Raw genomic sequence first — 20,717 nt, 5'->3', positions numbered from 1 at the left:
GATAACCGGCACGGCCGGGTTCAGCAGCAGGGGCAGCAACAACAACGGCAGTAGGCGCTTCATCGGTCATCCTCATCAGTGGCGGTAAAATCCCAAGGCCGGCGAGCTGGCCCCAGGTTGAAACGGCAAGCTCTCTCGGGCTCAAGCGGCCCCCTTCACGACCAGCAGGCCGGTTTCAACCCAGTGCATCTGCGTTTCGGCCAGGGCGCGCAGCAGATCGCCCTGGTCAAACTCACCACGGGCGCGGCCGTCGATTACCGCGTGGCAGGAGTCGCAGCCGAACACGGCGAACAGATCCGGTGACTTCATGCCCATGCCCTTCATACCCACCGGCAGATGGCACAGAACAACGGTTTCAGAGTCGCGCCGGCAGATGCCCGGCAGGCGCAAAGTGCAATCTCGGCCGCGGGCCGACTGCCGCAACTTGTTGCTTTCGATCCTCATGCGACCTCGGCCCCCAACAGATCATCGAAAACCACGCCTTTACCCGAGAACTCAGCAACGATGCGGTCCGTGTACTGGATGCCCTGGGCGCGGTCGAAAAGACGCGTAACCGGAAAACCGTCCGGACCGAACAGAGCACACGGCCCCATCAGCTCCAGCTTGGTTTCGTAGGTCAGCAGCAGGAACGACACATTCCAGGCATTGCGGAAGTCTTCGTTCACCTTGCGCATGATCGGAACGCCGAAGTGCAACTTGCAGTAGCGGCGCGCGTCTTCCACGTCGCCGATCTCTGTCATCTGTGCGATACGCTGGTACAAGGCGAACCACAGTGCGTTTTGATCAAGCGTGCGGTCCCTACCTGGGCGAAAGCTGACAACGACGAACTTGTGCTCGCGGTAGGCTGCTGTCAGCCGGGTGATGGCCTCTGACAGCTTTGCTGGGCAGTTGACGCTGATTTTTTCAGCCATCAGCGCACCTCCGCGCCTGGCCAGATCACGCGGGCAGCAGCCAGCGCCTCTTTGTAGTCCAGTACGGCGCCCAGCATCGGGAAGGTGTAGCGCCCGGTGGTGATCATCCAGCAGGCCTTAGTCATGCGAGATCCTTCCGGACAGACGCCCAGTCGAACACCAGAACAATCCCGCCAGCCTCGCTCAGCCGGTCAAAGCTGCGCTCGCCAAGCACCTCGCGCAGATCAACCGGGAACAGGTTGCTTATGACTACGGTCGGGCGCAGCGCCTCGTAGCGGCCATTGATAACTGCGAACAGGGTTGCCTGCTCAAACTCTGTCGGCTTGGTTGCTCCAACCTCATCGATGATCAGCAGCGCGGGCTCCACCAGGCTGGCGAATGCCTGCGCTTCGCTGTAGTCGGAACCTCGGTCGTAGCTGCCCTTGACGTACTGCAACAGGCTACCGACGGTGCGGTACACGGCTGTCACGCCAAGGCGGTTGATAAGGTGGCGAGCGATGGCTGCCGCCAGGTGCGTCTTCCCGGTACCGGGATTGCCAAGCAGGGCCAGGCACCGGCCGGCGGCGGAATGGCTGGCGAAGTGCTGCGCATAACCGCGGCAGGTGGCCAGGTTCGCTTCCTGCTGCTGGGTCGCACAGCGGTACTCGGTAAACGATTTTCCAGCGAAGCGTGCAGGAATCAGCGAAGCACCAAGGCGCTGCTCAAGGAGTTTGCTTTTTGCCTTGGCCGCCCGGTCCAGCGCCTCGGCATTGTCACGCTCGCGCTGCGCTTCGTCAGCACAGACTGGGCAGCCACTGCTGCGCTCACTGTTTCGCGTTGTGATCGACACAAACGGCCCATGCTGCTCGCAATTGGCCTCCTGCTTCCCCAGCACGCCGCAGAATTTCTGCTCAATCTCGCTGATGGTCAGATCAAGCAAAGCCATAGCTGCCGTCCTCCTTGCGCACCAGGCCTTCGGGGGCTGCGCTTGGCGAATGAGAAACTGGGCGAGCACTCACTGGCCGTTGGCGGTGAACAGGTTTCTGGTTGCGTATCCAGCGGCGCCAGGTGGCATGCCAATCGAGCTTGGTGGCCTGGGCGCCGGTCTTGGCCGTCCAGTAGTCGCGGAAGTCTTCTGCGATGGCGAGCAAAGCCTGCTGATCAAACTCAGGGTGATTTGCCGCGCTTTGCTCAATCCACTCGGATGGAATGGTCCAGTCAGCGGCGAGGCGCGAACCCTTCGCGCTACCGCTCTTTTGTTCATTGACGGGTAATTGATGGTTAATTGGTGGATTGGGTGCAGCTGCTGCACCCCGCTCTGTCGTCAGCTGCACCCCGTCCTGCTGTGAGCTGCACCCCGCTCTGTCGTTAGCTGCACCCCGTTCGGTACCGGGTGCGGCATCTGCACCCCGTTGCATTAGCAGGTCATACACCACCGGACGGCGATCGTGCCGGTCAATGTAAGCGGCGGCGATAGCCTGATTTCCAAGGCTGATAGCGCCCGCCTCGCGCAGAGATTCAAGCGCGGTGCGTATTGTGCGGACAGCAAGGCCAGTGTCTTCGCTCAGGCTGTTCGCCGACGGGAATGCACCTCTACCAGCCTTGTCGGCATAGTTTGCAAGGCACAGGAGGACATGGCGCGCCGTAGGCGCCATTACCAGACGCTGCTCAAGTGCCCAAGTCATTGCCTGAACACTCACGCAACCACCCCTGCCTTCATCAGACTGTACTGAGCGACCCGCACAGTCTTGCCATCGGCGTTGATCACTGAGATAGGCTGCGACTTGATCAGCATGCCGGCGTTTCTCAGGTCATCAATGCGTGCGGCCAAACGAAAGCAGGAGAACTGGCTGAGCGCCTGCAGGCCTGTCAGTGAATTACCCGCCTCAAGGTGCCGGCGAATCTGCGCGCACTGGCTTTGGCCGACATTGTGGTTTTCGTTGGTGTTCGGCATAATTTCCCCCTGAACTGCTGTAACGAACTAGGCGCCCTGTCCGGCGCCTTTTTTGTGCCTGAAATTCAGGCCCTACTCTTCCCAGTCCAGCGCCTGCTCCTGCGCAGGTATCGTCAGGCCGATTTGCGCCAGGGCCCGCAAGTGCTCGACGTACTCAGGGTCAAAGCACTGCGCCGTCACCGGGACAACCTTCAGCCCCAGCACCGCCAGCATCTTTGCCGTCTTGTCGATATCGCCATTCGGCTTCCACTTGCTCACCGTTGATTCGCTGACATCCAGCTCCTTGGCCAGATGCGACTGGCCGAAGCTGTGCATGCTCTTCAAGATCGTCGACGCGTTCTTGCGTGCTCTTTCTTCCTTGGTCATCTGTAATGTCCTCAAACAGCAACAGCGATCTCTGAAAACATCTGGTCTATGGCTGTTCCAACCGCGTAACTCGGATTAGCAATATCGCCATTTTTGATGCGGAAAATCGTCGAGGTATCGCAGTTGGCGCGACCCGCAATGACCTTGTAGGTAAGGCCGCTGCTAAGCAGCTTCTCGACCTTTTCGGGCAATTTTTCTTCGCTCATGTCTTTGATCGCTCCGTTGATTTATGCACATGATCATGCACTGGTGCATATCTGTCAACAAGCCCACTCTTGATATATGCACCAGCAGCCGCGAGCATTGCGCATATGCACAATTCCATAGACAAAGTTCTTAAGCACTTGATGAAGCTGAAGGGCGCCAATCAGGTAAGCCTGAGCGCGGCTACTCGCGTCACTCAGTCGACCATTTCTCGCATATTGAAGCCGAATGGGCCCAAGGGGATTAAGTCGCCGTCCGATACTCAGGTGAAGCCGCTTGCGGACTTCTTCGGCATTTCCACCGACCAGCTTCGTGGGAGAGAGCCGCTACCGGAAGATCTCCAGCCCTTAAGTGCTCAGCCTTCCGTAAAGCAATCTATGCGGCCCCCTCACCCGCAATTCGAAGAGCTCCGCCCCATCAATCTAAGCCGCTCGTCCGCCTTTTTGACGAGCAAATCATCGTCTTCCGCCAGTAGTGCTATTCCGCCAGACCTGCGCGACGCCCGACAAAACGTAACGCAAGCGGTGCAGCCATATCGAAAGGACAAGGAGTACCCATTGATAAGCTGGGTGGCGGCAGGATGCTGGGAAGAGTCATGCGACAACTTTAATCCAGGCGATGCTGATGAGTGGTTACGGTCGGACGTGAATGCCGGGCCACATGGCTACTGGCTAGAGGTAAGGGGGCCGTCAATGCTGCCGACCTTTGCGCCCGGAATGCGGATACTGGTCAAGCCGGAAAACTTTGATTTGGTCAGCGGGAAGTACTATGTCGCCAAGTTGCTGGACACCGGGGAAACTACCTTTAAGCAATACCTTCGCGACAGCGGGTCAGGCTACCTGCACCCGCTTAATCAGGTATTTGCCGTGATACCAATAACTGAAAATGTCTCCATTATTGGTATGGTGGTAGACGCAAAACTCCCCGCCTCGATTTTCTAGCAGGCGGCAATCAAAAGGTGGACGCATGGAACGCTTCATACTGCTAGCCGCAGCAATTCTTCTCGCTTCTGGCTGCGCCACCCCTCCCAGGCTTCAGGAAGGCGCCGACAGAGTTCAGGTTGCCAAAAACGACCCACCTCAAGGATCTGTCTATCTCCAAGAGATTTCCGCCCTAGACGGTGAGGGCTGTGGCGGCTTTGGCTACAAGGGATCGTACGCAAACGCCGTCATACGGCTTCGCAATGAGGCTCTGAAGATTGGGTCTGACTACGTACAGATCATGGGCCGTGATACGCCAAATCTTGAATATGGCTGCTATGACAACGCCTACAGGATTGATGCCACCGCTTACAGGACGCCGAATGCTCCGCCAACCTATGAGCAGAAGGTTTATCGCCTAGGGGCTCAGTCGCCAACGGCAGCTGCTTCGGCCCCATCAGCAACCACAGCCACCAAGCCGGCGGGAAAAAGCAAAGCGGAGCGCGAGGCAGAGCTTGTGCAGCAGAACCTGCCATACGCAGAGTACATGCAGAAGCTGCGGGCGATACAGGCTGAGCCGAACTAGAGCGACACACCACGCAAGGACGCGTTACCGATGAGCCGCTTGATCCTACTGCCCGCCCTGCTTCTACTCGCATGCTGCTCTGCCATCGCCGCTCCCGTAACCTGCAAAGTGGTCGCCATCAGCGATGGTGACACCCTTACCTGCCTTACCGCAGAGCGCACCCAGATCAAGGTGCGCCTGGCCGAGATCGACACCCCCGAGAAAGCCCAGCCATACGGCCAGAAATCCAAGGCCGCACTCTCCGCCCTGGTGTTCGGCAAGCAAGTTACGCTCGCCACACAAGCGAAGGATCGTTATGGCCGGATCGTGGCGCGCGTCAGTGCCGGTGGCCAGGACGCCAATCGGGAAATGGTTCGCCTTGGCGCCGCCTGGGTCTACCGGCAGTACAGCAAGGACAAGTCGCTGCTGGCGGTAGAGGCTGAGGCTCAGGCATCGCGCCGCGGGCTATGGGCACTTCCGCAAGCGGACATCGTGCCGCCCTGGGAGTGGCGCAAGGCTGGCAAGCAGCTCAATCAGCAGGTGGCCAGCAGCAAGTCGGTAACGGCCAGCTCCAGCGCCTACCAGTGCGGCGCCAAGCGGTACTGCAAGCAGATGACCAGCTGCGCTGAGGCGAAGTACCACCTCACTCAGTGCGGAATGGCTGGACTGGATCGGGACGGGGATGGCAAGCCGTGCGAGAACGTGTGCAACTAATGGCCTGCCCTTCACGGTCGCTAAGGAGCGTCAGTAATGCTTGAAAGCATCACCGCCACGGAAATCATAAGGCAAAGCCAGCAAGGCTACTCAATAAAGCCCTTCATTCTGCGTGCAGAGGATGACCGATCGTACTTCGTCAAAGGATTAGCAAAGGCTGGCGGACCAGCATTAATTTCAGAAGTGATTGGCGCCGAGCTAGGCAGGCATCTTGGGCTGCCAATCCCTCCATGGCGCCTAATCAACATACCGACTGATCTTATCGAGTTCAGCGTCATACCAAACGTGACAGACCTAAGCGGAGGCCTTGCCTTTGCTTCGCAGGCAGTAGAAAACGCCTCGGACTTCAACGTAAGCCATATAAATTCCGTTCCAGTAGAAATGAGACGGCTAGTCTTGCTGTTTGACTGGTGGATACGGAACGAAGACAGATGCCTGGGGCCTAAAGGAGGTAATGTAAATCTAATTCTCGATGCCGCTGGGGACCTCGGCGTCATCGATCACAACCTCGCATTCGACAGGACTTTTGACTGCAATGCTTTCACTCAAAACCATGTCTTCCGCGAAAGAGGGGCTGATTTTAGAGACTACGTCATACGTCAGGATTACGCTCAAATGCTTAGCGAGGCACTGTCGAAGTGGGGTACGATCACCGCCCTTTTACCTGCTGAGTGGGTCTACAGGGACCTGGACCATATCGACGAAACGCAACCAACTCTAGCCAGCCGGCTGGAGATGCTTGAAATATTCAGGGAAGAGCCGTTCTGGGGAGCCTTATGAAATATATATGCAACTACTCTATCCTCAGATTTTTGCCTTACCCAGAGACTGGCGAGTTCGTGAATATTGGCATCGTTCTTTTGTCCAACAATGGTGATTTCCGTTTCAGAATCGAGCCAACTCGGCAGCGTGTTACCAATTTTTTCCCGAGCCTGGACTACAAGATATTTCTGCGCGCTCGTCGTGAAATGAACGCCGAGTTCACGCGACTGAGCGGCTTCCTAGCCCAGCAGCGCAACGATACCGCCGCACTGCTCGCTACGTTCAAGCACTTGATTCACCCTCGTGAAACCATGATGCGCTTCAGCGATCCAGGCACCATGGCAACAGACAACGCCGACCAAGCCTTAAAAACGCTGTTTGACCACTATGTGAAGCACAGCTTTGCAAGTAAGGAATATCAAGAGGCGGTGCTTGAGAAGCAGCTTGGAAGGCTTCTAGCTGACTCGAACCTGCGCCAGCGTTATAGCGAGCGCAAGCTGGGAACGGCAGATTACCCGGTAAAGTTTCCATTCGTGCTCATTCAAGGCGAGACACCAGTGCAGGCCATCAAGCCGCTTCACTTAGGGCATGACGAGCCAGCTAAAATTTACGAGCATGGTGACGCTTGGCTAGCTCGTATAAAGCGGCTGAACAAGGCTGGTAAGTTGGCGACAGACACTCTATTTATTGCGGCACCACCATCAGGCGGCAAGCCAAAGCTGCTTAAGGCCTATACAGAGGTTACTGCTGAGCTTTGCAGCTTTGAAGCTGTGAGAGTGGTTAATTATGAGGTTCCCAAAAACAACCTTGTAAGCCTGATAAAGCAGGGAATGCCCGCGACAATCCACTGATCCACTCCACTGCCTAAGCCCCGCCACCGAGCGGGGCTTTTTGTTTCTGCCCCTTCCCCGCCATACCCCCGCCAGATAGCATAAAGCCTCACTTGCATGGAGCACTGTCATGGCACGACGCCGTAGACCATCATCCCCTACCGCCTGGCTTGTCGGCCTAGTGGGAACCGTAGCCATTGCGCTGATTGGCTACTACGGCCGAATTGCTGTTATCGAGAACATGGCTGAACGCCAAATCTTGAGCGCCCAACGTATTCAACAGCAAATCACAGAGCAGCAGCTGGCACGCCAACAACAGGCAGCCCAAGCTGATGCAGCGATCCGGCAACTCAAGCGGGATCAAATGGCCAAAGATGCAGAGGAGATGCGCCTGAGCGCTGAGCGTGAGCGGCGCCGAAGCGCAGCCTGGGATAAGTTCTACCAAGAACCTCGCGGGTGCGATAACTGGCAGAGCGACCAACACATGGTTGAATGCCTGAGCCTCAAGAGTCACGCCAAGGCCGAGTTCCAACGCAAGTGGGCAGCCGGCGACTTTGATCAACCTCAGAGCTGAAGCAAGACGCCTACAGTCCACACTTGAAGCGCTGCCCCCCATGACACAACGATTGGCCCCTTTCATCACACAAGCCTTCGGATAGCCTGGACAGACAAGGAGACGCCTCAGTGGGATTTTTATCGACGATCAAGAGCATATTCGGAGCCAACAACATATCCGGAAAATCCAGCAATGCGGGCCAGACTGCTGCCGAGATTTCGAGAATGGGACTTAATGACGACGGATTCTCGACCCTTGAGTTCTGCGCAACCCTGCAACTGAGAACGCCTCTTGAAGCGCTCAACTACCATAGAGTCTCTCACCCATCAGACGGCACACCACCGCCATATGAACCAGCCATGGCTAATGGAATATGGATTCCAGTGGTGGCTCCTGCATTTGCCGCCTTGCGGACAGGAACAACTACGGCATCAGATATTGGCCCGATTCCATTTGATGACACTGGTTATGTGAGCTTCTTAAAAATCGTCCGCAGCATCGTAGAGAAGCGATCTAGCATAGATGGACGTCGGCGCTTACTTCAGGAGGAACTGACTGATGATCGCTGGGCCAGCTATGTCAGCGCCCATGGCGGTAGTGATTTTTTGATTAATCGCTTCTTCCCGCCATTCGTTTCAACTATCAGCGGACTGTCCGTCGAGACTCAGGACTCAATGATCGCTATAGGCTTAACAACCCCGCGGTTAATTACTGAAGCGGCGGATGACACACTGTTAAGCCTCAAAGGTGTAGGCCCTGCCAAGCTCCAGACTATCCGTGCTGCGTGCATAGCGTCTGGAAATCCTGATTCAACATACACCGCAGCATCAGCACTGAACGTTAGTAATATTGGCTGATTGATACCAACACCAAAGCCCCGCCACCGAGCGGGGCTTTTTGTTACCGCCCTCCCCCGGCCGTCCTGGCCGACTGATCCAGAACACCCAAGCCCCGCCACCGAGCGGGCTTTTTTGTGGGCGCCAATGGCCTGACTCACTTACACGCCCAGAGAATATGCACCAAAAACCACCATTTTCGATAAAAACGGTGCATATCACCGAAATCAAACTTTTTATGCACGTGTGCATTGACACCTGTAATGCACCAGTGCATATTTAACCCGTCGACGCAGCAACACCGCATCGACAGGCCGAGAGGCCTCGGGCAACCGAAACGCTCTTTACCACCGCCAAGATCCTCGCCAGTCGATCCGGTTTATCCGTACAGCGCGAGCCACAAATTTCGACTGCCACGCCAGCTCTGGAACTGGCCGTGCTTCCACATGCAAGCACGCGATGTTGTGTAGCCACCCGGCCCGCCAGTAGCGCGCCTGGGCAGCGAGAAGACTCCGGCACCACGCACAACTAGATCGCCGCAAGGCAGGCCAGCCCACAGTGCCGAATAACTGAGGCAGCAACACGCAGCACGGAATTTTCACTGATGCACCTGGCGACGGGTGCATTGGGAAACCAACCGGAGGAACACCATGACCAGTAACGTAAAAGTCTCAGCCCACTGCGGTCACGATAAAGAGGTTCGCGTCACCGTGACGGGCATTACAGACCACGCAACCGGCGAGGTCGGCGTCATCGAGACGTTCACCCTGCAGGATGGCGAAACCGCCGAGCGAGCAATCTACGACAGCCGCGAAGTCAAAGCGGTTGAGGTGTTGAAGTAACAACCAGCGCCACGACTCGCCGCCGTTAGCGGCTACCTGAGCACCAAGCGGCCGCTGTGTCCGCCCTCTGCTGATGATTAGCTCGCCGGCCCTAAGCTGCCAGCTCTCGCGTCCCAGCAGGAAACACAGAAGCCGGGCAATAACGCCGTCAACGGCCCGTAGCCCCGCGGGTGGCATTAGGGGGGACCGATCACCTGGGCAACCAGGCTGCATCGGAGAGCATCGAGCATGGCTGCAACCATGTGTTTTGCAGGACGCCCATAAGAAGCTTGGGTTCGATGCTCTACCGATGCAGACATATCGTCGGCATCACGCCCGCTTTGGGCATTGGTAAGGCACTTGGCCCGCCGTGAGGCGTCACGATACATCGTAGGCACGAGCACTGGAGTGCTCGCCAGCGGACCAATACCCCGCAAGCCTGGCCGGAGCGGCGCACCCCGGCAAACATTCAACACCAGCCCGATTCGCTCGGGCTTTTTTGTGCGCGCTGAACGGCGCCAGGAGGCACCTGTGAAACTGCAGCAGATCGAACAAAGCATCCATGAAGCAATCGACGCTGGCGACGAGCAAACCCTGGCCGCATACGCCGAGCATTCCGCGGGCTGGATTGATAGCGCGCTGGTAACCGAGCTGTGCAAGGCGCTGCTGAGCGATACGCGCCGCGGCACATGGCCAGAGCTGATGGCCGTGATCATGGATCGGGCACCAGATCTTGCCCTGGTCATTTTCAAGATCGACCAGCACACCGACAAGCATCGCGCAGAGTTCATGGAGTGCGAGGCCCGTCGAGTGTTCGACGCAAATCAGGCGGAACAGGAGCGCGCAGCGTGAAGAAATATCGCGACCCGAGCATCAACGGCCTGATCGGCCAGCTAATCGCCGCCGGCCTGTACCTTCCAGAGCAGCTTAGCCGCCAGCCAATGCGTGAAAACGGCATCTGGATCGCCGAGGCAAAAGCATGAGCGCCCGCCAGCGCACCAGGCGCATCGCCCACTGGCGCGGATCTGCAGTCGCGTTCTTGGTAGTAACCCTCTTCTGCCTGCTGCTGGCCGCTACCGACGCCATACAGCAGCTGTAACCCCTTCCCCCTCTTCACCCAATGCGCGCGCCGCAGCTTTGGCGCGCCTGGAGATCTACATGAACCAAAAAGTAGTCGACCCGGTGCTAAGCCAGGTCAGTCGAATCGACGCAGACACCCGCTCCCTGGTTCTGGCCGGTGACAGTTTTGAACGCATGATGAAGCTGGCCGACCTGATGGCTAGCGGTCGTGCCACGGTGCCAAAGCACTTCCACAACAACCCGGCCGACTGTATGGCCGTGGTTATCCAGTCAATGCAATGGGGCATGAGCCCCTACGCTGTCGCGCAAAAGACCCATGTGGTCAGCGGAACCCTCGGCTACGAGGCACAGCTTGTTAACGCAGTGATCACTGCGATGGCGCCGACTGTAGATCGCCTGCATTACGAGTGGTTTGGACCTTGGGAAAAGATCATCGGCCGCTTCCGTGAAGTTGAAAGCAAGAGCAAAAAAGACGAGGACACGGGCGAGCCCAAGAAATTCCGTTTTCCTGACTGGAAACTGGAGGACGAGAAAGGGCTTGGCGTTCGGGTGTGGGCAACCATGCGCGGTGAGGACGAGCCCCGCGAGCTGACCTTGCTACTGGCCCAGGCTCGCACTCGCAACTCAACACTGTGGGCTGACGATCCAAAGCAGCAGCTTGCCTACCTGGCAACCAAGCGCTGGAGCCGCCTGTACTGCCCTGACGTGATCATGGGCGTGTATTCCAAGGATGAGTTGGAAGAGTCAGAAAGCGGGCCGCGCGATGTGACACCGCCCTCTCCGCAGCCCCCTGCATCACCTGACCTGCCGCCATACCCCGACAGCAAGCTGGAAGAAAGCATGCCTGCCTGGAGCGCCAGCTTCGATGCAAAGAAGAGCAGCGCTGCCCACGTCATCGCAAAAATCAGCACCAAGTACACGCTCAGCCCCGAGCAAATCAAACAGATCGAGGCGCTTGAGGCGCTTGAAGGAGAGCAAGCATGAAAATCCATACCGAGGTACAGGGCTCGCCGGAGTGGCTGGCATTGCGCTCCAAGTTCTTCACCGCCTCCGAAGCGCCCGCCATGATGGGCGTGTCGAAGTACCAGTCCCGCACCGACTTGCTGGCCCTGAAGAAGTCCGGCATCGCGCCGGACGTTGACCAGGCTACGCAGCGCATCTTCGACCAGGGCCATGCAGCAGAAGCATCGGCCCGCGCCATCCTTGAAGACATGATCGGCGAGGATCTTTTCCCCGTCGTCGCCTCCAGCGGCATGCTGCTGGCCAGCATGGACGGTATGACCATGCTTGAAGATGTGCTGTTTGAGCACAAGCTGCTGAATCAAGGCCTGGTAGCGCAGATCAAGGCCGGCGAACTTGAACCGCACTATTACTGGCAGCTTGAGCAGCAACTGCTGGTCAGCGGCGCCGAGAAGGCGATCTTCGTGTGCTCGGACGGAACTGCCGAGAACTTCCATCAATTGGAATACCGGCCAGTGCCGGGCCGAGCCGAGCAGCTGCTGGCCGGCTGGGCTCAGTTTGAGGCTGATCTGGCTGAGTTCGTACCAGTCGAGCAGCCCCAAGAAGTGGTAGGCAAGGCCCCGGATGAACTGCCTGCACTTCGCATTGAGCTGACTGGCATGGTGACCGCCAGCAACCTGAAAGTGTTTGAAGAGTCGGCCATGGCCGTTATCGGGGCGGTTAAAACTGACCTGCAAACAGACCAAGACTTTGCCGACGCCAAGAAGGCCGTAAAGTGGTGCGGCGATGTTGAGGCGGCTGTTGAGGCAGCCAAGAAGCAGGCGCTAAGCCAGACCGCCAGCATTGAAGAGCTGTTCAAGGCTCTGGACCGGGTTAAGGCCTATGCCCGCGACACCCGCCTGGCGGTGGACAAGCGCGTCAAATCGCAAGAGGTGTCGATCAAGGTAGCGATCAAGGCCAAGGCCGAGGCTGCCTTTACCGATCACATCGCCACGATCAACAAGACCCTTGGCCGCCTGGTCATGCCTTCGGTGGCCACCGACTTTGCCGGCGCCATGAAGAACAAGCGCACGCTGGCCAGTCTGCGCGATGCCGTTGATTCCGAACTGGCTCGCGCCAAGATCGAAGCCAACCGTATCGCCGACGCAATTCGCATCAACCTGGAAAGCCTGCGCACTCTGGCAGCCGACCATGCCTTTCTGTTTCGTGATGCGCAGTCGCTGATTCTCAAGGCCAATGATGACTTTGAGCTGCTGATCAAGTCGCGCATTAACGAGTACGAGGAAGAGCAAGCCAAAGCTAAAAAGCTCGAGGAAGAGCGCGTAGCCAATGAGGAAGCTGCAGCCGCCCTCCTGGCAGAGAAAAGCAAAGATTCATCACCTCCGGCGAGCGAGGTGCAGGTCCTACCAAGTGCCGCTGTTGCGCCCTCTCCAGCGACAGGAACAGCACCAGTTGGTGTTTCCTCGCGCGGCAGCGTTACCCGCTCAGCGCCGGCTGCTAACGCGCAGCCTGAGCCTGTGACACAGGCCCAGGTGCGGCGCATCACCATCGTTATCGAAGGGCCAACTGAAGACGTTGCCTTGGGCATGACGGCGTTTGGCGGCTGGATCACTGCCGCCTACAACTACGACTGCTCGGACATGATTAATTCGTCTGCGGCATAACCCGATCACGGCGGCACGCCTGCACAGCGTGCTGCCGGATAATTTAGGAACAGCTCATGAAGAACGCATTCGATACCGAAACAACCGGCTTACCTAACTGGAAGATCCCGAGCGATGACCCGAGCCAGCCACACCTGGTTGAGCTTGCCGCCCTGCTCTACAACGATGCCGGCGAACTGGTTGAGCAGTTTGAGGCGATCATCAAGCCGGATGGCTGGATCATCCCTGACGATGTGATTGCTGTTCACGGCATTACGAACGAGCTGGCAATGGACGTTGGCATCAGCGAGGCCGAAGCGCTTGAGGGCTTCCTGGCAATTCATGCAAAGGCCAGCTTGCGGATTGCCCACAACGTCAACTTTGACGATCGCATTATCCGCATCGGACTGAAGCGCTACTTCAGCGAGGAAATTGCAGATCAGTTCAAGGCCGGCCCGAAATACTGCACCTGTCAGCAGTCGCGCAGCATTGTGGCGCTTCCAGCGAACAAGCTGCCAAAGCTGGGCGAAGCCTACAAGCACTTCACCGGAGAAGAGCTGATCGAGGCGCACCGCGCCGCTGCTGACGCCGCCGCTTGCGCCCGCGTTTACTTTGGCATTCAGGCGCTTCAGCCTGTCGGAGAGGTTTTCTGACATGGCCCGCGGCGTAAACAAAGTCATTCTGGTCGGCACCTGCGGCCAAGACCCTGACACCCGCTACATGCCCAACGGCAACGCGGTCACCAACCTGAGCCTGGCCACCAGCGAGCAATGGACGGACAAGCAGACCGGCCAGAAGGTCGAAAAGACCGAATGGCACCGCGTGGCCATGTTCGGCAAGGTTGCCGAGATTGCTGGCGAGTACCTGCGCAAAGGCTCCCAGGTCTACATCGAGGGCAAGCTGCAGACCCGTGAGTGGGAGAAGGACGGCATCAAGCGCTACACCACTGAAATCGTCGTGGACATGCAGGGCACCATGCAGTTGCTGGGCGGCAGGCGTGAGGATGGCACGGCGCCGCAGCAGCAGCGCCCATCGCAAGATCAAGCAGCCCGCCAGCCAGCCCCACGCACGCAGCAGCCAACCGGCCAGCCGGCACCGGACTACGACAGCTTCGATGACGACATACCGTTTGCCGACCCCTACCGAGGCTCCCGCTGCCTCATCGTCTAACCGCTTCGGGCGCCCATGTGGCGCCCTTCTTTTTGCCGAGACATTCCCATGTATGCACCTGCACTGATTGCAGTCAAAGCGCCTGAGCGCAACGAACTTGCCGCACTGATGGCCTCCTTCACCGGCCGCGTTCAGGTACTCAGCCACACCGAGCGCGCGCCACACCGGCCAACCAGCTACGGCAAGCAAAGCGCCAAGCCGAGCACTTACCGGGACGCCGCCAAGAAAGAGACTCAGGCCGTCGCCCTGATGCGCGACAACCTGATCATCACCGACAACACAGGCAGCGCGCCGCGCACGCCCCGCCAAATGCGCGGCCTGCTGCGCTCGCACGGCATCTGCATGACCTCGCCGGATGTTGAGCGCCTGGCAGCGCGCTACCAGATCACGCTCAAGCGGCCGGCGGCTTCGGAGTGAAACGCATCCGAATCATCCGCAAAATCGCGGCACGGAGAATCGCAGACCATGATCTGCGTAATAGCGATCGCGCACCAAAGCTGCGCGAGCCGCTGACTCAAACAGTGAAGGAGGCCCCCTGATGGCCAAGTCCCAGCAGGAGCGCAACCTGGCTTCAGCAGAAAAGGATGCAGCCCGCGGCGCTGAAGAGTTGCGCCTCAAGACCTACCCGGGCACAGCTGCCGCCCTAGCAACCCTCATGCAACGCCACGGCATCAAGCAAAAAGGTGAGGCCATGTCGCTGATGCTGATCAACCTGGCGGCCATGCCTGCCGAGCAATCAGCGCCAGCCTTCGCAATTCCGCGCCACGAAATACACATAAGCGAAAGCGTGGCGCGCGAACTCGCCGAGTTCGTTGCTCCAGATGAGCCCGAATAACCAACCCAGCAAGCTGCATCCGGTCACGGAGGGCAGCGCCTACCCGAGATAATCGACATGCCAATCCGCCACAGCATCATCCACCTGATCGACAAGAAGCCAGACGGCACGCCCGCCGTGCTGTATACCAGCAGCAGCGAGCTGGGAGAGTCGCAGGCACTCGACAACATGCACGCCGACCTCAACGACAGCTACAACGCCAAGCAGGGCAAGGCCTGGGGCTTCTTTCACGCTGAATCTGGCGTTTACCCGCTCAGCCGCTGGCTTGGCGAGTACATTCGGACCGAGCGTGATTTTGTCAGCTTCAGCCGTCAGGCCGTGGAGCACCTGGTGAAGCTGATGGAGGAATCTAACCTTTCCACCGGCGGTCACGTTCTGTTCGTCCACTACCAGCAAGGCATGACGGACTACCTGAGCATCGCCCTGCTGCAGCACAGCGAAGGTGTGACCGTCACCGACGCACTGTGCGTGACGCAGGCCAAGCACCTCGACCTCGGCCAGCTACACCTGGCCGCGCGAATCAACATTTCAGAATGGCTGAACAACGCCAACTCCAAGCAATACATTTCGTTCATCAAGGGTAAGAACGGGCGAAAGGCGTCCGAATATTTCCGCGATTTCATCGGCTGCCAGGAAGGCCTGGACGCGCCAAGCGAAACCCGCACCTTGCTCAAAGCGTTTAGCGACTTCGTTGAAAGCGAAGATCTTCCGGAGGATCTGGCGCGGGAGAAAACTGACGCCCTGCTCGGCTATGCAACCAGCCAGGCCAAAATCGGCGAACCGATGACCTTGGTGGAGCTGTCCGAACTGATAGATGAAGAGCGGCCTAAAGCCTTCCACGACCATATCCGAAACAAGGATTACGGCCTGTCGACAGAGATCCCGGCGGACAAGCGCACCATCAACCAGTTCCGCCGATTCACGGGCCGCGCCGAAGGCCTGTCGATTAGCTTCGAGTCTCACTTGCTGGGCTCGCAAATTGAGTTTGATAGCGCCCGTGACTGCCTGACGATCCGCCGCGTTCCGACTCAGTTGAAGGAACAGCTGAAGCGCAACGGCATCTAGCCGCTATTTCTGCCGGCGCCAGCACGGCGCCGCGCCTATCACTTACCGCAGCCTTGTAACGCATTGGCACACGCCAGTGCCGAGGAACGACTAGATGCAGATCGCCAACGAAGACACCCATGCCCTGGCCGCCGACCGTGAGCTGTACCTGGCTGACCAGGACGGCGCTACCACCAGCGTGGCCGAGGTTCAGGCATACGCCTACCGGCTTGGCGCCGAGCGCGCCCTGCACACTGCTGGCGTTGCCGAAATGCACAAACTGCTGACGCAAATCAGCCGTGCGCACTCCAGCGGCTTGCCCAAGGCAACACGCGAACGAATCGCCGCCGTGCTGTAAGCGCCGCCCGCCCGGCCACCCGCAGCACGACACCCTTAATTCACAACGCTGCATCCGGTGACGGAGGGCGGCACCTGGAGAACATCGATGCACTCATCAGTTCTGATCGGTCGTAAAGGCGTACCGGTGATCTGTCAAAGCATTGCGCCGCTAGAGCTAAGGCGAGCAATACAGCCAGACAACGACCGCGAGGAATACATGCTCTTACTGATTTAGGAGTTGGCCTTGCGAGCTGCTGATACCGAGCAACTGGGCAGCGATTATGACAAAGACGACGATGACGAACTGATAGCTGAAAAGCTGAAAAGCTGACGCTGGCAGAGAAGGTCAGGCGTTCAGAGGGTCAAGTCAGCATCATGCTTGAGCGGATGGAGAGCAATCGAAAGCAAACCCATGAAATTCTGCGACTGATTAAATCGGCATTTCTCAACCAAGCGATGATTGCAAGCCAGGAAGAGAGATTGGACGGCCTGCTGCATGGCTTGGAGGCCGTAAAAGATTTGGTCGGCAAAAAGTGGGACGACCTGAATCCAGCCTAAACCCCACCATGCCCGACCATTCACAGCCTGATGCTCGGGCGGGAGGGTGGAGGCGGTCAGATTAGTACGGCCTCAAGGCTGTACTTCTGCAGGTCGCGAATCTGGTGGAACCAATAGAAGACTGCTTCGGCAGCTTCTTTGGAGTCGAACATTTCAGCCGACTCCTGGTTACCAAGGCGATACCGAAGGCCCTCATGATCGGGGGTAGAACCGTAGAACACGCCATCATCGCCAGTCATCTTTACAACCCAAGCCATACCGAGCTCCTTTATTCGGCCCCATGCCGGCCCTCGACCCTACCCCACATATACCCCTCACGCCACCATGGCGATATCAAACTCACAGCGCTGCATCCGATACCGGAGGGCAGCGCCTGCATGGAAATCAATATGCGCGCAATTGACCTATTTTCTGGTGGCGGCGGCTTCTCAACTGGCGCAGAGCTGGCAGGGTGCGATGTTGTATGGGCGGCAAACCACTGGCCGGAAGCTGTTGAGTGGCACACCATCAACCACCCTGGCGCTGTTCACGTCTGCCAAGACCTGCACCAGGCGGACTGGTCGAAGGTTCCGGCGCATGACCTGCTGCTTGCCTCGCCGTGCTGCCAGGGCCACAGCAAGGCCCGCGGCAAAGCCAAGGGCAATCCACAGCATGACGCCAGCCGCAGCACGGCCTGGGCCGTTGTCTCGGCAGCCGAATATCACCGGCCTGATTTTGTGCTGGTGGAAAATGTCCCCGAGTTCCTTGACTGGCAGCTGTATCGCCCATGGGCGCTGGCAATGAATGCCCTTGGCTACTCGGTCGCGCCGCACGTCATCGACGCTGCAGACCACGGCGCACCGCAGAACCGGGTGCGTCTGTTCTTGGTGCTGGCCAAGGCGAAAGCGCCGCTCATGCTTCAGATGCAGCGCCAGCAGCACATGACGGCGCGCAGCTTTGTCGACTTCGAGTGCGCGGGATGGTCGCCAGTAGAGAAGACTGGGCGAGCGGTGGCAACCCTTGACCGGGTGGCAGCTGGGCGCAAGGCATTTGGCGAGCGCTTCATCATGCCCTACTACAAATCGGGCAGCGGCCTAACAGGCCGGAGCCTTGACCGGCCCATTGGGACGATCACAACGAGGGATCGGTGGGCAGTGGTGGATGGCGACCGCATGAGGATGCTGAACCGCTTTGAATGTCGAGCAGCTATGTCATTCCCCGACGACTACCAGCTACCCAGCAACCATCGGCTGGCGGTTCACCTGATGGGCAACGCTGTTTGCCCGGTGCCCGTTTCGCGAATCATCACGGCATTACAGCGTGCGGCATGAGTCGAATAACAACGCAACCGACAGAGAAGGCCCCCTCAGTTTCGATACAGCCGCGTACCACAATGATTGCAAATAAAAACGCGGTCTTCGTCGTTGGCCCGTGTAAGCCCCCAATTTTTGATACTGCCGGAATTACAGACCACACACTTAATGCCGCGCAGTGTCCTGCATTGGGGGTTAGCCTCTAAGTAGTCACTCACTTGCGGCAGCGACCGCCAGCGAAAATACTCCTGCATGCTCGTCAAGAACGGCACAGAAAGAGCCGCTGCGATAAGGGCTATAACACTCCAGAAAGCTACACCTGCGGACACAAATACCTCCCGTCCATAGTCAAAAAACTTGGCTTTTCAGTCCGGGCGCAAGCACACACAGACCAGCCTGAACGTCCATTTAGTGGTCTTGGCAGAGACTGCTCGTTCGATGGCCGGCGTGATTATACCTAAGCCCCACCCTGCCCGGTCGTTCCTTGCCTGATGCGCTGACCGGGGGGGCGGAGATCACAAGTGTAGTGCGCGCCATGGCTCCCAAAGCAATACATCGAGCCATGCAATCAGCTGTAAAAGCTTTGGCAGCAGTAAATTAGCAAGCATCTGAAGCAGCAGCTCTTCGGCGAAACGCAACATATTGCACCTCATTTAGTTGGCTTGAGGTGCTCATTATCTTGCGCTCGATCCCGACGATGCGCTGACGGTAAAGGTGTGGTCACTCAAAAAGGCCATAACCAGTCAGCACCCCACCCCATCGATTTCAAACCCACAACGCTGCATCCGATACCGGAGGGCAGCGCCTGCATGGAAATCAATATGCGCGCAATCGACCTAATCGCTGGCGGCGGAATGAAACAGAAACGCAAACAGAAGCCGCCGCCAGCAGCCAAGTTCGCAGTAGTGCTAAACCCAGGAACGCTGTTCCAGCAGGTCGATGTGTACTGCAGCACCTTGAACAACGCTGAAGCGTGGGCTCGAGATATCAGAGAGCCTGACCTTGAGGTTGACGTTATGAAGGTGCAGCCGGATGGCTCACTGACGACAGAGTTCTAAGCCCCACCCTACCCGGTCGTTCCTTGCCTGATGCGCTGACCGCGCGAGTGGAGAATTTTAATCGCACACAATTAGCTCAGAAGTTTTTCACTAAGAGCGGCTTCAATATCACAAGTAATTTCTTTCACATATCCAACCACACCATCATAATCACCAGCATAAAACCCATTAACTCTAACCCCACCAGCAATTATTCCTCTCGAAAACAACTTACTATCCACCTCACTCAAGCCACCAGAATTCCAAAATAAATATCTATCAATGCATTTAGTACATGCATCTTCGAACATCAAAATTTTTTGGAATTTAATTTCGTAACTTTCACCCCATACTGCAACGCACTCCAAAGCAATAGACTCTATCTCAGCACGAGCCAATAGAATCGAATCACGCGCAACCCTAACTAAATTACGATATCCTTCACTATTCTCAATAACAACACCAGCATCAGAGGCCTTAACCTCAGAAACCACAACACGAACATATGACCAAGAACTAATGACAGAGGCTTTATACTTACTAAGGCTTACAGCCAACCTCCTAGCAAGATCATGATCCTCAGCAGCTCTTATCTGACGCTTCCAGCTATTTATTCCCGAAACAGCCGCAAGCAGTGCTGCAACAGTTGCAAATCCACCAATAGTTTCTGAAAGATCATGAACATTCTTTATAACAAAAAAATCTGCTGGTGCTTTAACACCACCCCAAATAGCTCCAGCGCCAAATAACAGCACACACCCGAACCAAATAAACCAATCCTTTCCCATACAACCCCCAATGCAATGATCGCCAGATTATGCCCCGTGCATAGCTAGGCGGCGAGGTATCTCCATGCCCACTGAAAGACCAATCCTATTCAACGATGAAATGGTGCGCGCCATCCTCGGCGGCCAGAAGTCGGTAACCCGGCGCGTGATCAAGGATCAACCAGACACAACAGAGGAACGACTTCGTGAGCTGGGCGCCTGGGTCGAAGGGCTCACCCTCTCACAGCACCTCAACCAGGCATGGCGAGCGGGCTTCATTCCGGTCGACTGCCCCTACGACCAGCGAGGTGACCGGCTGTTGGTGAGCGATGAAATCCTGCTGGAGATTACCGACGTGCGTATCGAGCGCCTGCAGGACATCAGTCGGGGCGATGCAATGGCTGAGGGATGTCCATTCCCCAATCTCAACGGCGATGCCGTAGGCAGAACCGATCCTGTTGGCTGGTTTAGCGCCTTGTGGGAGTCCATCTACGGGGCCGAATCATGGGTCGCCAACACCTGGGTGTGGGTGGTCGAGTTCAAGCGAGTGACGCAATGAACAACGCCGCGCCTA

33 protein-coding genes are annotated in these 20,717 nt (G+C 57.6%); 22 read left to right on the top strand and 11 right to left on the bottom strand.

Going from position 1 to position 20,717, the window contains the following annotated elements:
• Positions 1 to 141: 141 nt before the first annotated feature.
• From BLW24_RS18780 to BLW24_RS18750, 8 genes are all read right to left on the bottom strand, one after another.
• Positions 142 to 444 carry a nuclease domain-containing protein gene (locus tag BLW24_RS18780; protein ID WP_090385739.1) on the bottom strand — a complete coding sequence of 101 codons (303 nt, stop codon included), beginning with the start codon at positions 442 to 444 and terminating at the stop codon, positions 142 to 144.
• Positions 441 to 911 carry a hypothetical protein gene (locus BLW24_RS18775; RefSeq protein ID WP_090385736.1) on the bottom strand — a complete coding sequence of 157 codons (471 nt, stop codon included), beginning with the start codon at positions 909 to 911 and terminating at the stop codon, positions 441 to 443. Before BLW24_RS18775 ends, BLW24_RS18780 begins: the two co-directional genes overlap by 4 nt.
• A complete protein-coding gene (locus BLW24_RS26890; protein ID WP_276326449.1) occupies positions 911 to 1,036 on the bottom strand; it encodes a hypothetical protein in 126 nt (41 codons plus the stop codon). Before BLW24_RS26890 ends, BLW24_RS18775 begins: the two co-directional genes overlap by 1 nt.
• A complete protein-coding gene (locus BLW24_RS18770; RefSeq protein ID WP_244161204.1) occupies positions 1,033 to 1,905 on the bottom strand; it encodes an ATP-binding protein in 873 nt (290 codons plus the stop codon). Before BLW24_RS18770 ends, BLW24_RS26890 begins: the two co-directional genes overlap by 4 nt.
• Entirely contained in the window at positions 1,823 to 2,590 is a 768-nt protein-coding gene (locus BLW24_RS18765) for a helix-turn-helix domain-containing protein (protein ID WP_244161203.1), read from the bottom strand. Before BLW24_RS18765 ends, BLW24_RS18770 begins: the two co-directional genes overlap by 83 nt.
• The gene (locus tag BLW24_RS18760; protein ID WP_090385726.1) at positions 2,587 to 2,844 is read right to left on the bottom strand and encodes a helix-turn-helix domain-containing protein; all 258 of its coding nucleotides are present in this window, start codon (positions 2,842 to 2,844) and stop codon (positions 2,587 to 2,589) included. Before BLW24_RS18760 ends, BLW24_RS18765 begins: the two co-directional genes overlap by 4 nt.
• A 72-nt stretch (positions 2,845 to 2,916) precedes the next feature.
• Positions 2,917 to 3,210, bottom strand: a complete 294-nt coding sequence (locus tag BLW24_RS18755; protein ID WP_090385723.1) for a CII family transcriptional regulator — start codon at positions 3,208 to 3,210, stop codon at positions 2,917 to 2,919.
• 11 nt (positions 3,211 to 3,221) lie between these two features.
• Complete coding sequence (locus tag BLW24_RS18750; protein WP_090385720.1) at positions 3,222 to 3,416, bottom strand: helix-turn-helix domain-containing protein; 195 nt, start codon at positions 3,414 to 3,416, stop codon at positions 3,222 to 3,224.
• 105 nt (positions 3,417 to 3,521) lie between these two features.
• Between BLW24_RS18750 and BLW24_RS18740 the strand changes: the two genes are divergently transcribed.
• The 19 genes from BLW24_RS18740 (at position 3,522) to BLW24_RS25695 (ending at position 17,047) form a co-directional block, all read left to right on the top strand.
• Positions 3,522 to 4,355, top strand: a complete 834-nt coding sequence (locus BLW24_RS18740) for a helix-turn-helix domain-containing protein (protein ID WP_244161202.1) — start codon at positions 3,522 to 3,524, stop codon at positions 4,353 to 4,355.
• 25 nt (positions 4,356 to 4,380) lie between these two features.
• Complete coding sequence (locus BLW24_RS18735; RefSeq protein ID WP_090385717.1) at positions 4,381 to 4,920, top strand: hypothetical protein; 540 nt, start codon at positions 4,381 to 4,383, stop codon at positions 4,918 to 4,920.
• A 30-nt stretch (positions 4,921 to 4,950) separates the two neighbouring features.
• On the top strand, positions 4,951 to 5,613 hold the full coding sequence (locus BLW24_RS18730; protein WP_090385714.1) for a thermonuclease family protein: 663 nt from the start codon (positions 4,951 to 4,953) through the stop codon (positions 5,611 to 5,613).
• Positions 5,614 to 5,649: 36 nt separating this feature from the next.
• On the top strand, positions 5,650 to 6,393 hold the full coding sequence (locus BLW24_RS18725) for a HipA family kinase (protein ID WP_090385711.1): 744 nt from the start codon (positions 5,650 to 5,652) through the stop codon (positions 6,391 to 6,393).
• Positions 6,394 to 6,452: 59 nt separating this feature from the next.
• A complete protein-coding gene (locus BLW24_RS18720) occupies positions 6,453 to 7,226 on the top strand; it encodes a DUF3037 domain-containing protein (RefSeq protein WP_244161201.1) in 774 nt (257 codons plus the stop codon).
• A gap of 109 nt (positions 7,227 to 7,335) precedes the next feature.
• Positions 7,336 to 7,779 (top strand): hypothetical protein, encoded by a 444-nt coding sequence (locus BLW24_RS18715; protein ID WP_139272702.1) that lies wholly within the window; start codon positions 7,336 to 7,338, stop codon positions 7,777 to 7,779.
• A gap of 110 nt (positions 7,780 to 7,889) precedes the next feature.
• Positions 7,890 to 8,618: a hypothetical protein gene (locus BLW24_RS25700; protein ID WP_139272701.1), complete on the top strand. Its 729-nt coding sequence runs from the start codon at positions 7,890 to 7,892 to the stop codon at positions 8,616 to 8,618.
• Between the two features lie 629 nt (positions 8,619 to 9,247).
• Positions 9,248 to 9,439 carry a hypothetical protein gene (locus tag BLW24_RS18710; RefSeq protein WP_090385703.1) on the top strand — a complete coding sequence of 64 codons (192 nt, stop codon included), beginning with the start codon at positions 9,248 to 9,250 and terminating at the stop codon, positions 9,437 to 9,439.
• Between the two features lie 510 nt (positions 9,440 to 9,949).
• A complete protein-coding gene (locus tag BLW24_RS18705; protein ID WP_090385700.1) occupies positions 9,950 to 10,270 on the top strand; it encodes a hypothetical protein in 321 nt (106 codons plus the stop codon).
• Positions 10,267 to 10,401 carry a hypothetical protein gene (locus tag BLW24_RS26885; RefSeq protein ID WP_276326448.1) on the top strand — a complete coding sequence of 45 codons (135 nt, stop codon included), beginning with the start codon at positions 10,267 to 10,269 and terminating at the stop codon, positions 10,399 to 10,401. The genes BLW24_RS18705 and BLW24_RS26885 overlap by 4 nt, the downstream gene beginning before the upstream one ends.
• 175 nt (positions 10,402 to 10,576) lie before the next feature.
• Positions 10,577 to 11,482 (top strand): RecT family recombinase, encoded by a 906-nt coding sequence (locus BLW24_RS18700; protein WP_090385697.1) that lies wholly within the window; start codon positions 10,577 to 10,579, stop codon positions 11,480 to 11,482.
• A complete protein-coding gene (locus BLW24_RS18695) occupies positions 11,479 to 13,122 on the top strand; it encodes a YqaJ viral recombinase family protein (protein ID WP_090385694.1) in 1,644 nt (547 codons plus the stop codon). Before BLW24_RS18700 ends, BLW24_RS18695 begins: the two co-directional genes overlap by 4 nt.
• 56 nt (positions 13,123 to 13,178) lie before the next feature.
• Entirely contained in the window at positions 13,179 to 13,754 is a 576-nt protein-coding gene (locus tag BLW24_RS18690; RefSeq protein WP_090385691.1) for a 3'-5' exonuclease, read from the top strand.
• A gap of 1 nt (position 13,755) precedes the next feature.
• Complete coding sequence (locus tag BLW24_RS18685; protein ID WP_090385688.1) at positions 13,756 to 14,271, top strand: single-stranded DNA-binding protein; 516 nt, start codon at positions 13,756 to 13,758, stop codon at positions 14,269 to 14,271.
• A 48-nt stretch (positions 14,272 to 14,319) separates the two neighbouring features.
• On the top strand, positions 14,320 to 14,688 hold the full coding sequence (locus tag BLW24_RS18680) for a hypothetical protein (protein WP_090385685.1): 369 nt from the start codon (positions 14,320 to 14,322) through the stop codon (positions 14,686 to 14,688).
• A gap of 121 nt (positions 14,689 to 14,809) precedes the next feature.
• On the top strand, positions 14,810 to 15,106 hold the full coding sequence (locus BLW24_RS18675) for a hypothetical protein (RefSeq protein WP_090385682.1): 297 nt from the start codon (positions 14,810 to 14,812) through the stop codon (positions 15,104 to 15,106).
• A 57-nt stretch (positions 15,107 to 15,163) separates the two neighbouring features.
• Positions 15,164 to 16,171, top strand: a complete 1,008-nt coding sequence (gene yejK, locus BLW24_RS18670) for a nucleoid-associated protein YejK (RefSeq protein ID WP_090385679.1) — start codon at positions 15,164 to 15,166, stop codon at positions 16,169 to 16,171.
• Between the two features lie 94 nt (positions 16,172 to 16,265).
• Positions 16,266 to 16,508: a hypothetical protein gene (locus tag BLW24_RS18665; RefSeq protein WP_090385676.1), complete on the top strand. Its 243-nt coding sequence runs from the start codon at positions 16,266 to 16,268 to the stop codon at positions 16,506 to 16,508.
• Positions 16,509 to 16,864: 356 nt separating this feature from the next.
• Positions 16,865 to 17,047 carry a hypothetical protein gene (locus BLW24_RS25695; protein WP_139272700.1) on the top strand — a complete coding sequence of 61 codons (183 nt, stop codon included), beginning with the start codon at positions 16,865 to 16,867 and terminating at the stop codon, positions 17,045 to 17,047.
• 56 nt (positions 17,048 to 17,103) lie between these two features.
• Here BLW24_RS25695 and BLW24_RS18660 read toward each other — a convergent pair whose 3' ends face one another.
• Positions 17,104 to 17,304: a hypothetical protein gene (locus tag BLW24_RS18660; RefSeq protein WP_090385673.1), complete on the bottom strand. Its 201-nt coding sequence runs from the start codon at positions 17,302 to 17,304 to the stop codon at positions 17,104 to 17,106.
• A 120-nt stretch (positions 17,305 to 17,424) separates the two neighbouring features.
• Here BLW24_RS18660 and BLW24_RS18655 point away from each other — a divergent pair, with 120 nt between their 5' ends.
• On the top strand, positions 17,425 to 18,357 hold the full coding sequence (locus BLW24_RS18655; protein ID WP_420875004.1) for a DNA cytosine methyltransferase: 933 nt from the start codon (positions 17,425 to 17,427) through the stop codon (positions 18,355 to 18,357).
• 497 nt (positions 18,358 to 18,854) lie between these two features.
• Here the strand turns inward: BLW24_RS18655 and BLW24_RS26880 are convergent, their stop codons facing one another.
• The gene (locus BLW24_RS26880; protein WP_276326446.1) at positions 18,855 to 18,980 is read right to left on the bottom strand and encodes a hypothetical protein; all 126 of its coding nucleotides are present in this window, start codon (positions 18,978 to 18,980) and stop codon (positions 18,855 to 18,857) included.
• 168 nt (positions 18,981 to 19,148) lie between these two features.
• On the opposite strand from BLW24_RS26880, the gene BLW24_RS18645 reads away from it, so the two are divergent.
• Positions 19,149 to 19,397, top strand: coding sequence for a hypothetical protein (locus BLW24_RS18645; protein WP_139272699.1), 249 nt, complete (start codon positions 19,149 to 19,151; stop codon positions 19,395 to 19,397).
• 71 nt (positions 19,398 to 19,468) lie between these two features.
• Here BLW24_RS18645 and BLW24_RS25690 read toward each other — a convergent pair whose 3' ends face one another.
• The gene (locus BLW24_RS25690) at positions 19,469 to 20,164 is read right to left on the bottom strand and encodes a hypothetical protein (protein WP_139272698.1); all 696 of its coding nucleotides are present in this window, start codon (positions 20,162 to 20,164) and stop codon (positions 19,469 to 19,471) included.
• A 64-nt stretch (positions 20,165 to 20,228) separates the two neighbouring features.
• Between BLW24_RS25690 and BLW24_RS18640 the strand changes: the two genes are divergently transcribed.
• A complete protein-coding gene (locus BLW24_RS18640) occupies positions 20,229 to 20,702 on the top strand; it encodes an ASCH domain-containing protein (RefSeq protein ID WP_167360403.1) in 474 nt (157 codons plus the stop codon).
• The last annotated feature ends 15 nt before the right edge of the window (positions 20,703 to 20,717 follow it).

This window comes from Pseudomonas anguilliseptica (genome assembly GCF_900105355.1).
GTDB lineage: Bacteria > Pseudomonadota > Gammaproteobacteria > Pseudomonadales > Pseudomonadaceae > Aquipseudomonas > Aquipseudomonas anguilliseptica.
This window is presented reverse-complemented; position numbering and strand designations above follow the sequence as displayed.

Excerpts from the sequence above, each read along its gene's own strand:
- BLW24_RS18780 (WP_090385739.1), bottom strand. The coding sequence starts at position 444 with ATGAGGATCGAAAGCAACAAGTTGCGGCAGTCGGCCCGCGGCCGAGAT.
- BLW24_RS18775 (WP_090385736.1), bottom strand. The coding sequence starts at position 911 with ATGGCTGAAAAAATCAGCGTCAACTGCCCAGCAAAGCTGTCAGAGGCC.
- BLW24_RS26890 (WP_276326449.1), bottom strand. The coding sequence starts at position 1,036 with ATGACTAAGGCCTGCTGGATGATCACCACCGGGCGCTACACCTTCCCG.
- BLW24_RS18760 (WP_090385726.1), bottom strand. The coding sequence starts at position 2,844 with ATGCCGAACACCAACGAAAACCACAATGTCGGCCAAAGCCAGTGCGCG.
- BLW24_RS18755 (WP_090385723.1), bottom strand. The coding sequence starts at position 3,210 with ATGACCAAGGAAGAAAGAGCACGCAAGAACGCGTCGACGATCTTGAAG.
- BLW24_RS18750 (WP_090385720.1), bottom strand. The coding sequence starts at position 3,416 with ATGAGCGAAGAAAAATTGCCCGAAAAGGTCGAGAAGCTGCTTAGCAGC.
- BLW24_RS18740 (WP_244161202.1), top strand. The coding sequence starts at position 3,522 with ATGCACAATTCCATAGACAAAGTTCTTAAGCACTTGATGAAGCTGAAG.
- BLW24_RS18735 (WP_090385717.1), top strand. The coding sequence starts at position 4,381 with ATGGAACGCTTCATACTGCTAGCCGCAGCAATTCTTCTCGCTTCTGGC.
- BLW24_RS18730 (WP_090385714.1), top strand. The coding sequence starts at position 4,951 with ATGAGCCGCTTGATCCTACTGCCCGCCCTGCTTCTACTCGCATGCTGC.
- BLW24_RS18725 (WP_090385711.1), top strand. The coding sequence starts at position 5,650 with ATGCTTGAAAGCATCACCGCCACGGAAATCATAAGGCAAAGCCAGCAA.
- BLW24_RS18715 (WP_139272702.1), top strand. The coding sequence starts at position 7,336 with ATGGCACGACGCCGTAGACCATCATCCCCTACCGCCTGGCTTGTCGGC.
- BLW24_RS18710 (WP_090385703.1), top strand. The coding sequence starts at position 9,248 with ATGACCAGTAACGTAAAAGTCTCAGCCCACTGCGGTCACGATAAAGAG.
- BLW24_RS18700 (WP_090385697.1), top strand. The coding sequence starts at position 10,577 with ATGAACCAAAAAGTAGTCGACCCGGTGCTAAGCCAGGTCAGTCGAATC.
- BLW24_RS18695 (WP_090385694.1), top strand. The coding sequence starts at position 11,479 with ATGAAAATCCATACCGAGGTACAGGGCTCGCCGGAGTGGCTGGCATTG.
- BLW24_RS18690 (WP_090385691.1), top strand. The coding sequence starts at position 13,179 with ATGAAGAACGCATTCGATACCGAAACAACCGGCTTACCTAACTGGAAG.
- BLW24_RS18685 (WP_090385688.1), top strand. The coding sequence starts at position 13,756 with ATGGCCCGCGGCGTAAACAAAGTCATTCTGGTCGGCACCTGCGGCCAA.
- BLW24_RS18680 (WP_090385685.1), top strand. The coding sequence starts at position 14,320 with ATGTATGCACCTGCACTGATTGCAGTCAAAGCGCCTGAGCGCAACGAA.
- BLW24_RS18675 (WP_090385682.1), top strand. The coding sequence starts at position 14,810 with ATGGCCAAGTCCCAGCAGGAGCGCAACCTGGCTTCAGCAGAAAAGGAT.
- yejK (WP_090385679.1), top strand. The coding sequence starts at position 15,164 with ATGCCAATCCGCCACAGCATCATCCACCTGATCGACAAGAAGCCAGAC.
- BLW24_RS18665 (WP_090385676.1), top strand. The coding sequence starts at position 16,266 with ATGCAGATCGCCAACGAAGACACCCATGCCCTGGCCGCCGACCGTGAG.
- BLW24_RS25695 (WP_139272700.1), top strand. The coding sequence starts at position 16,865 with ATGCTTGAGCGGATGGAGAGCAATCGAAAGCAAACCCATGAAATTCTG.
- BLW24_RS18660 (WP_090385673.1), bottom strand. The coding sequence starts at position 17,304 with ATGGCTTGGGTTGTAAAGATGACTGGCGATGATGGCGTGTTCTACGGT.
- BLW24_RS18655 (WP_420875004.1), top strand. The coding sequence starts at position 17,425 with ATGGAAATCAATATGCGCGCAATTGACCTATTTTCTGGTGGCGGCGGC.
- BLW24_RS26880 (WP_276326446.1), bottom strand. The coding sequence starts at position 18,980 with ATGTTGCGTTTCGCCGAAGAGCTGCTGCTTCAGATGCTTGCTAATTTA.
- BLW24_RS18645 (WP_139272699.1), top strand. The coding sequence starts at position 19,149 with ATGGAAATCAATATGCGCGCAATCGACCTAATCGCTGGCGGCGGAATG.
- BLW24_RS25690 (WP_139272698.1), bottom strand. The coding sequence starts at position 20,164 with ATGGGAAAGGATTGGTTTATTTGGTTCGGGTGTGTGCTGTTATTTGGC.
- BLW24_RS18640 (WP_167360403.1), top strand. The coding sequence starts at position 20,229 with ATGCCCACTGAAAGACCAATCCTATTCAACGATGAAATGGTGCGCGCC.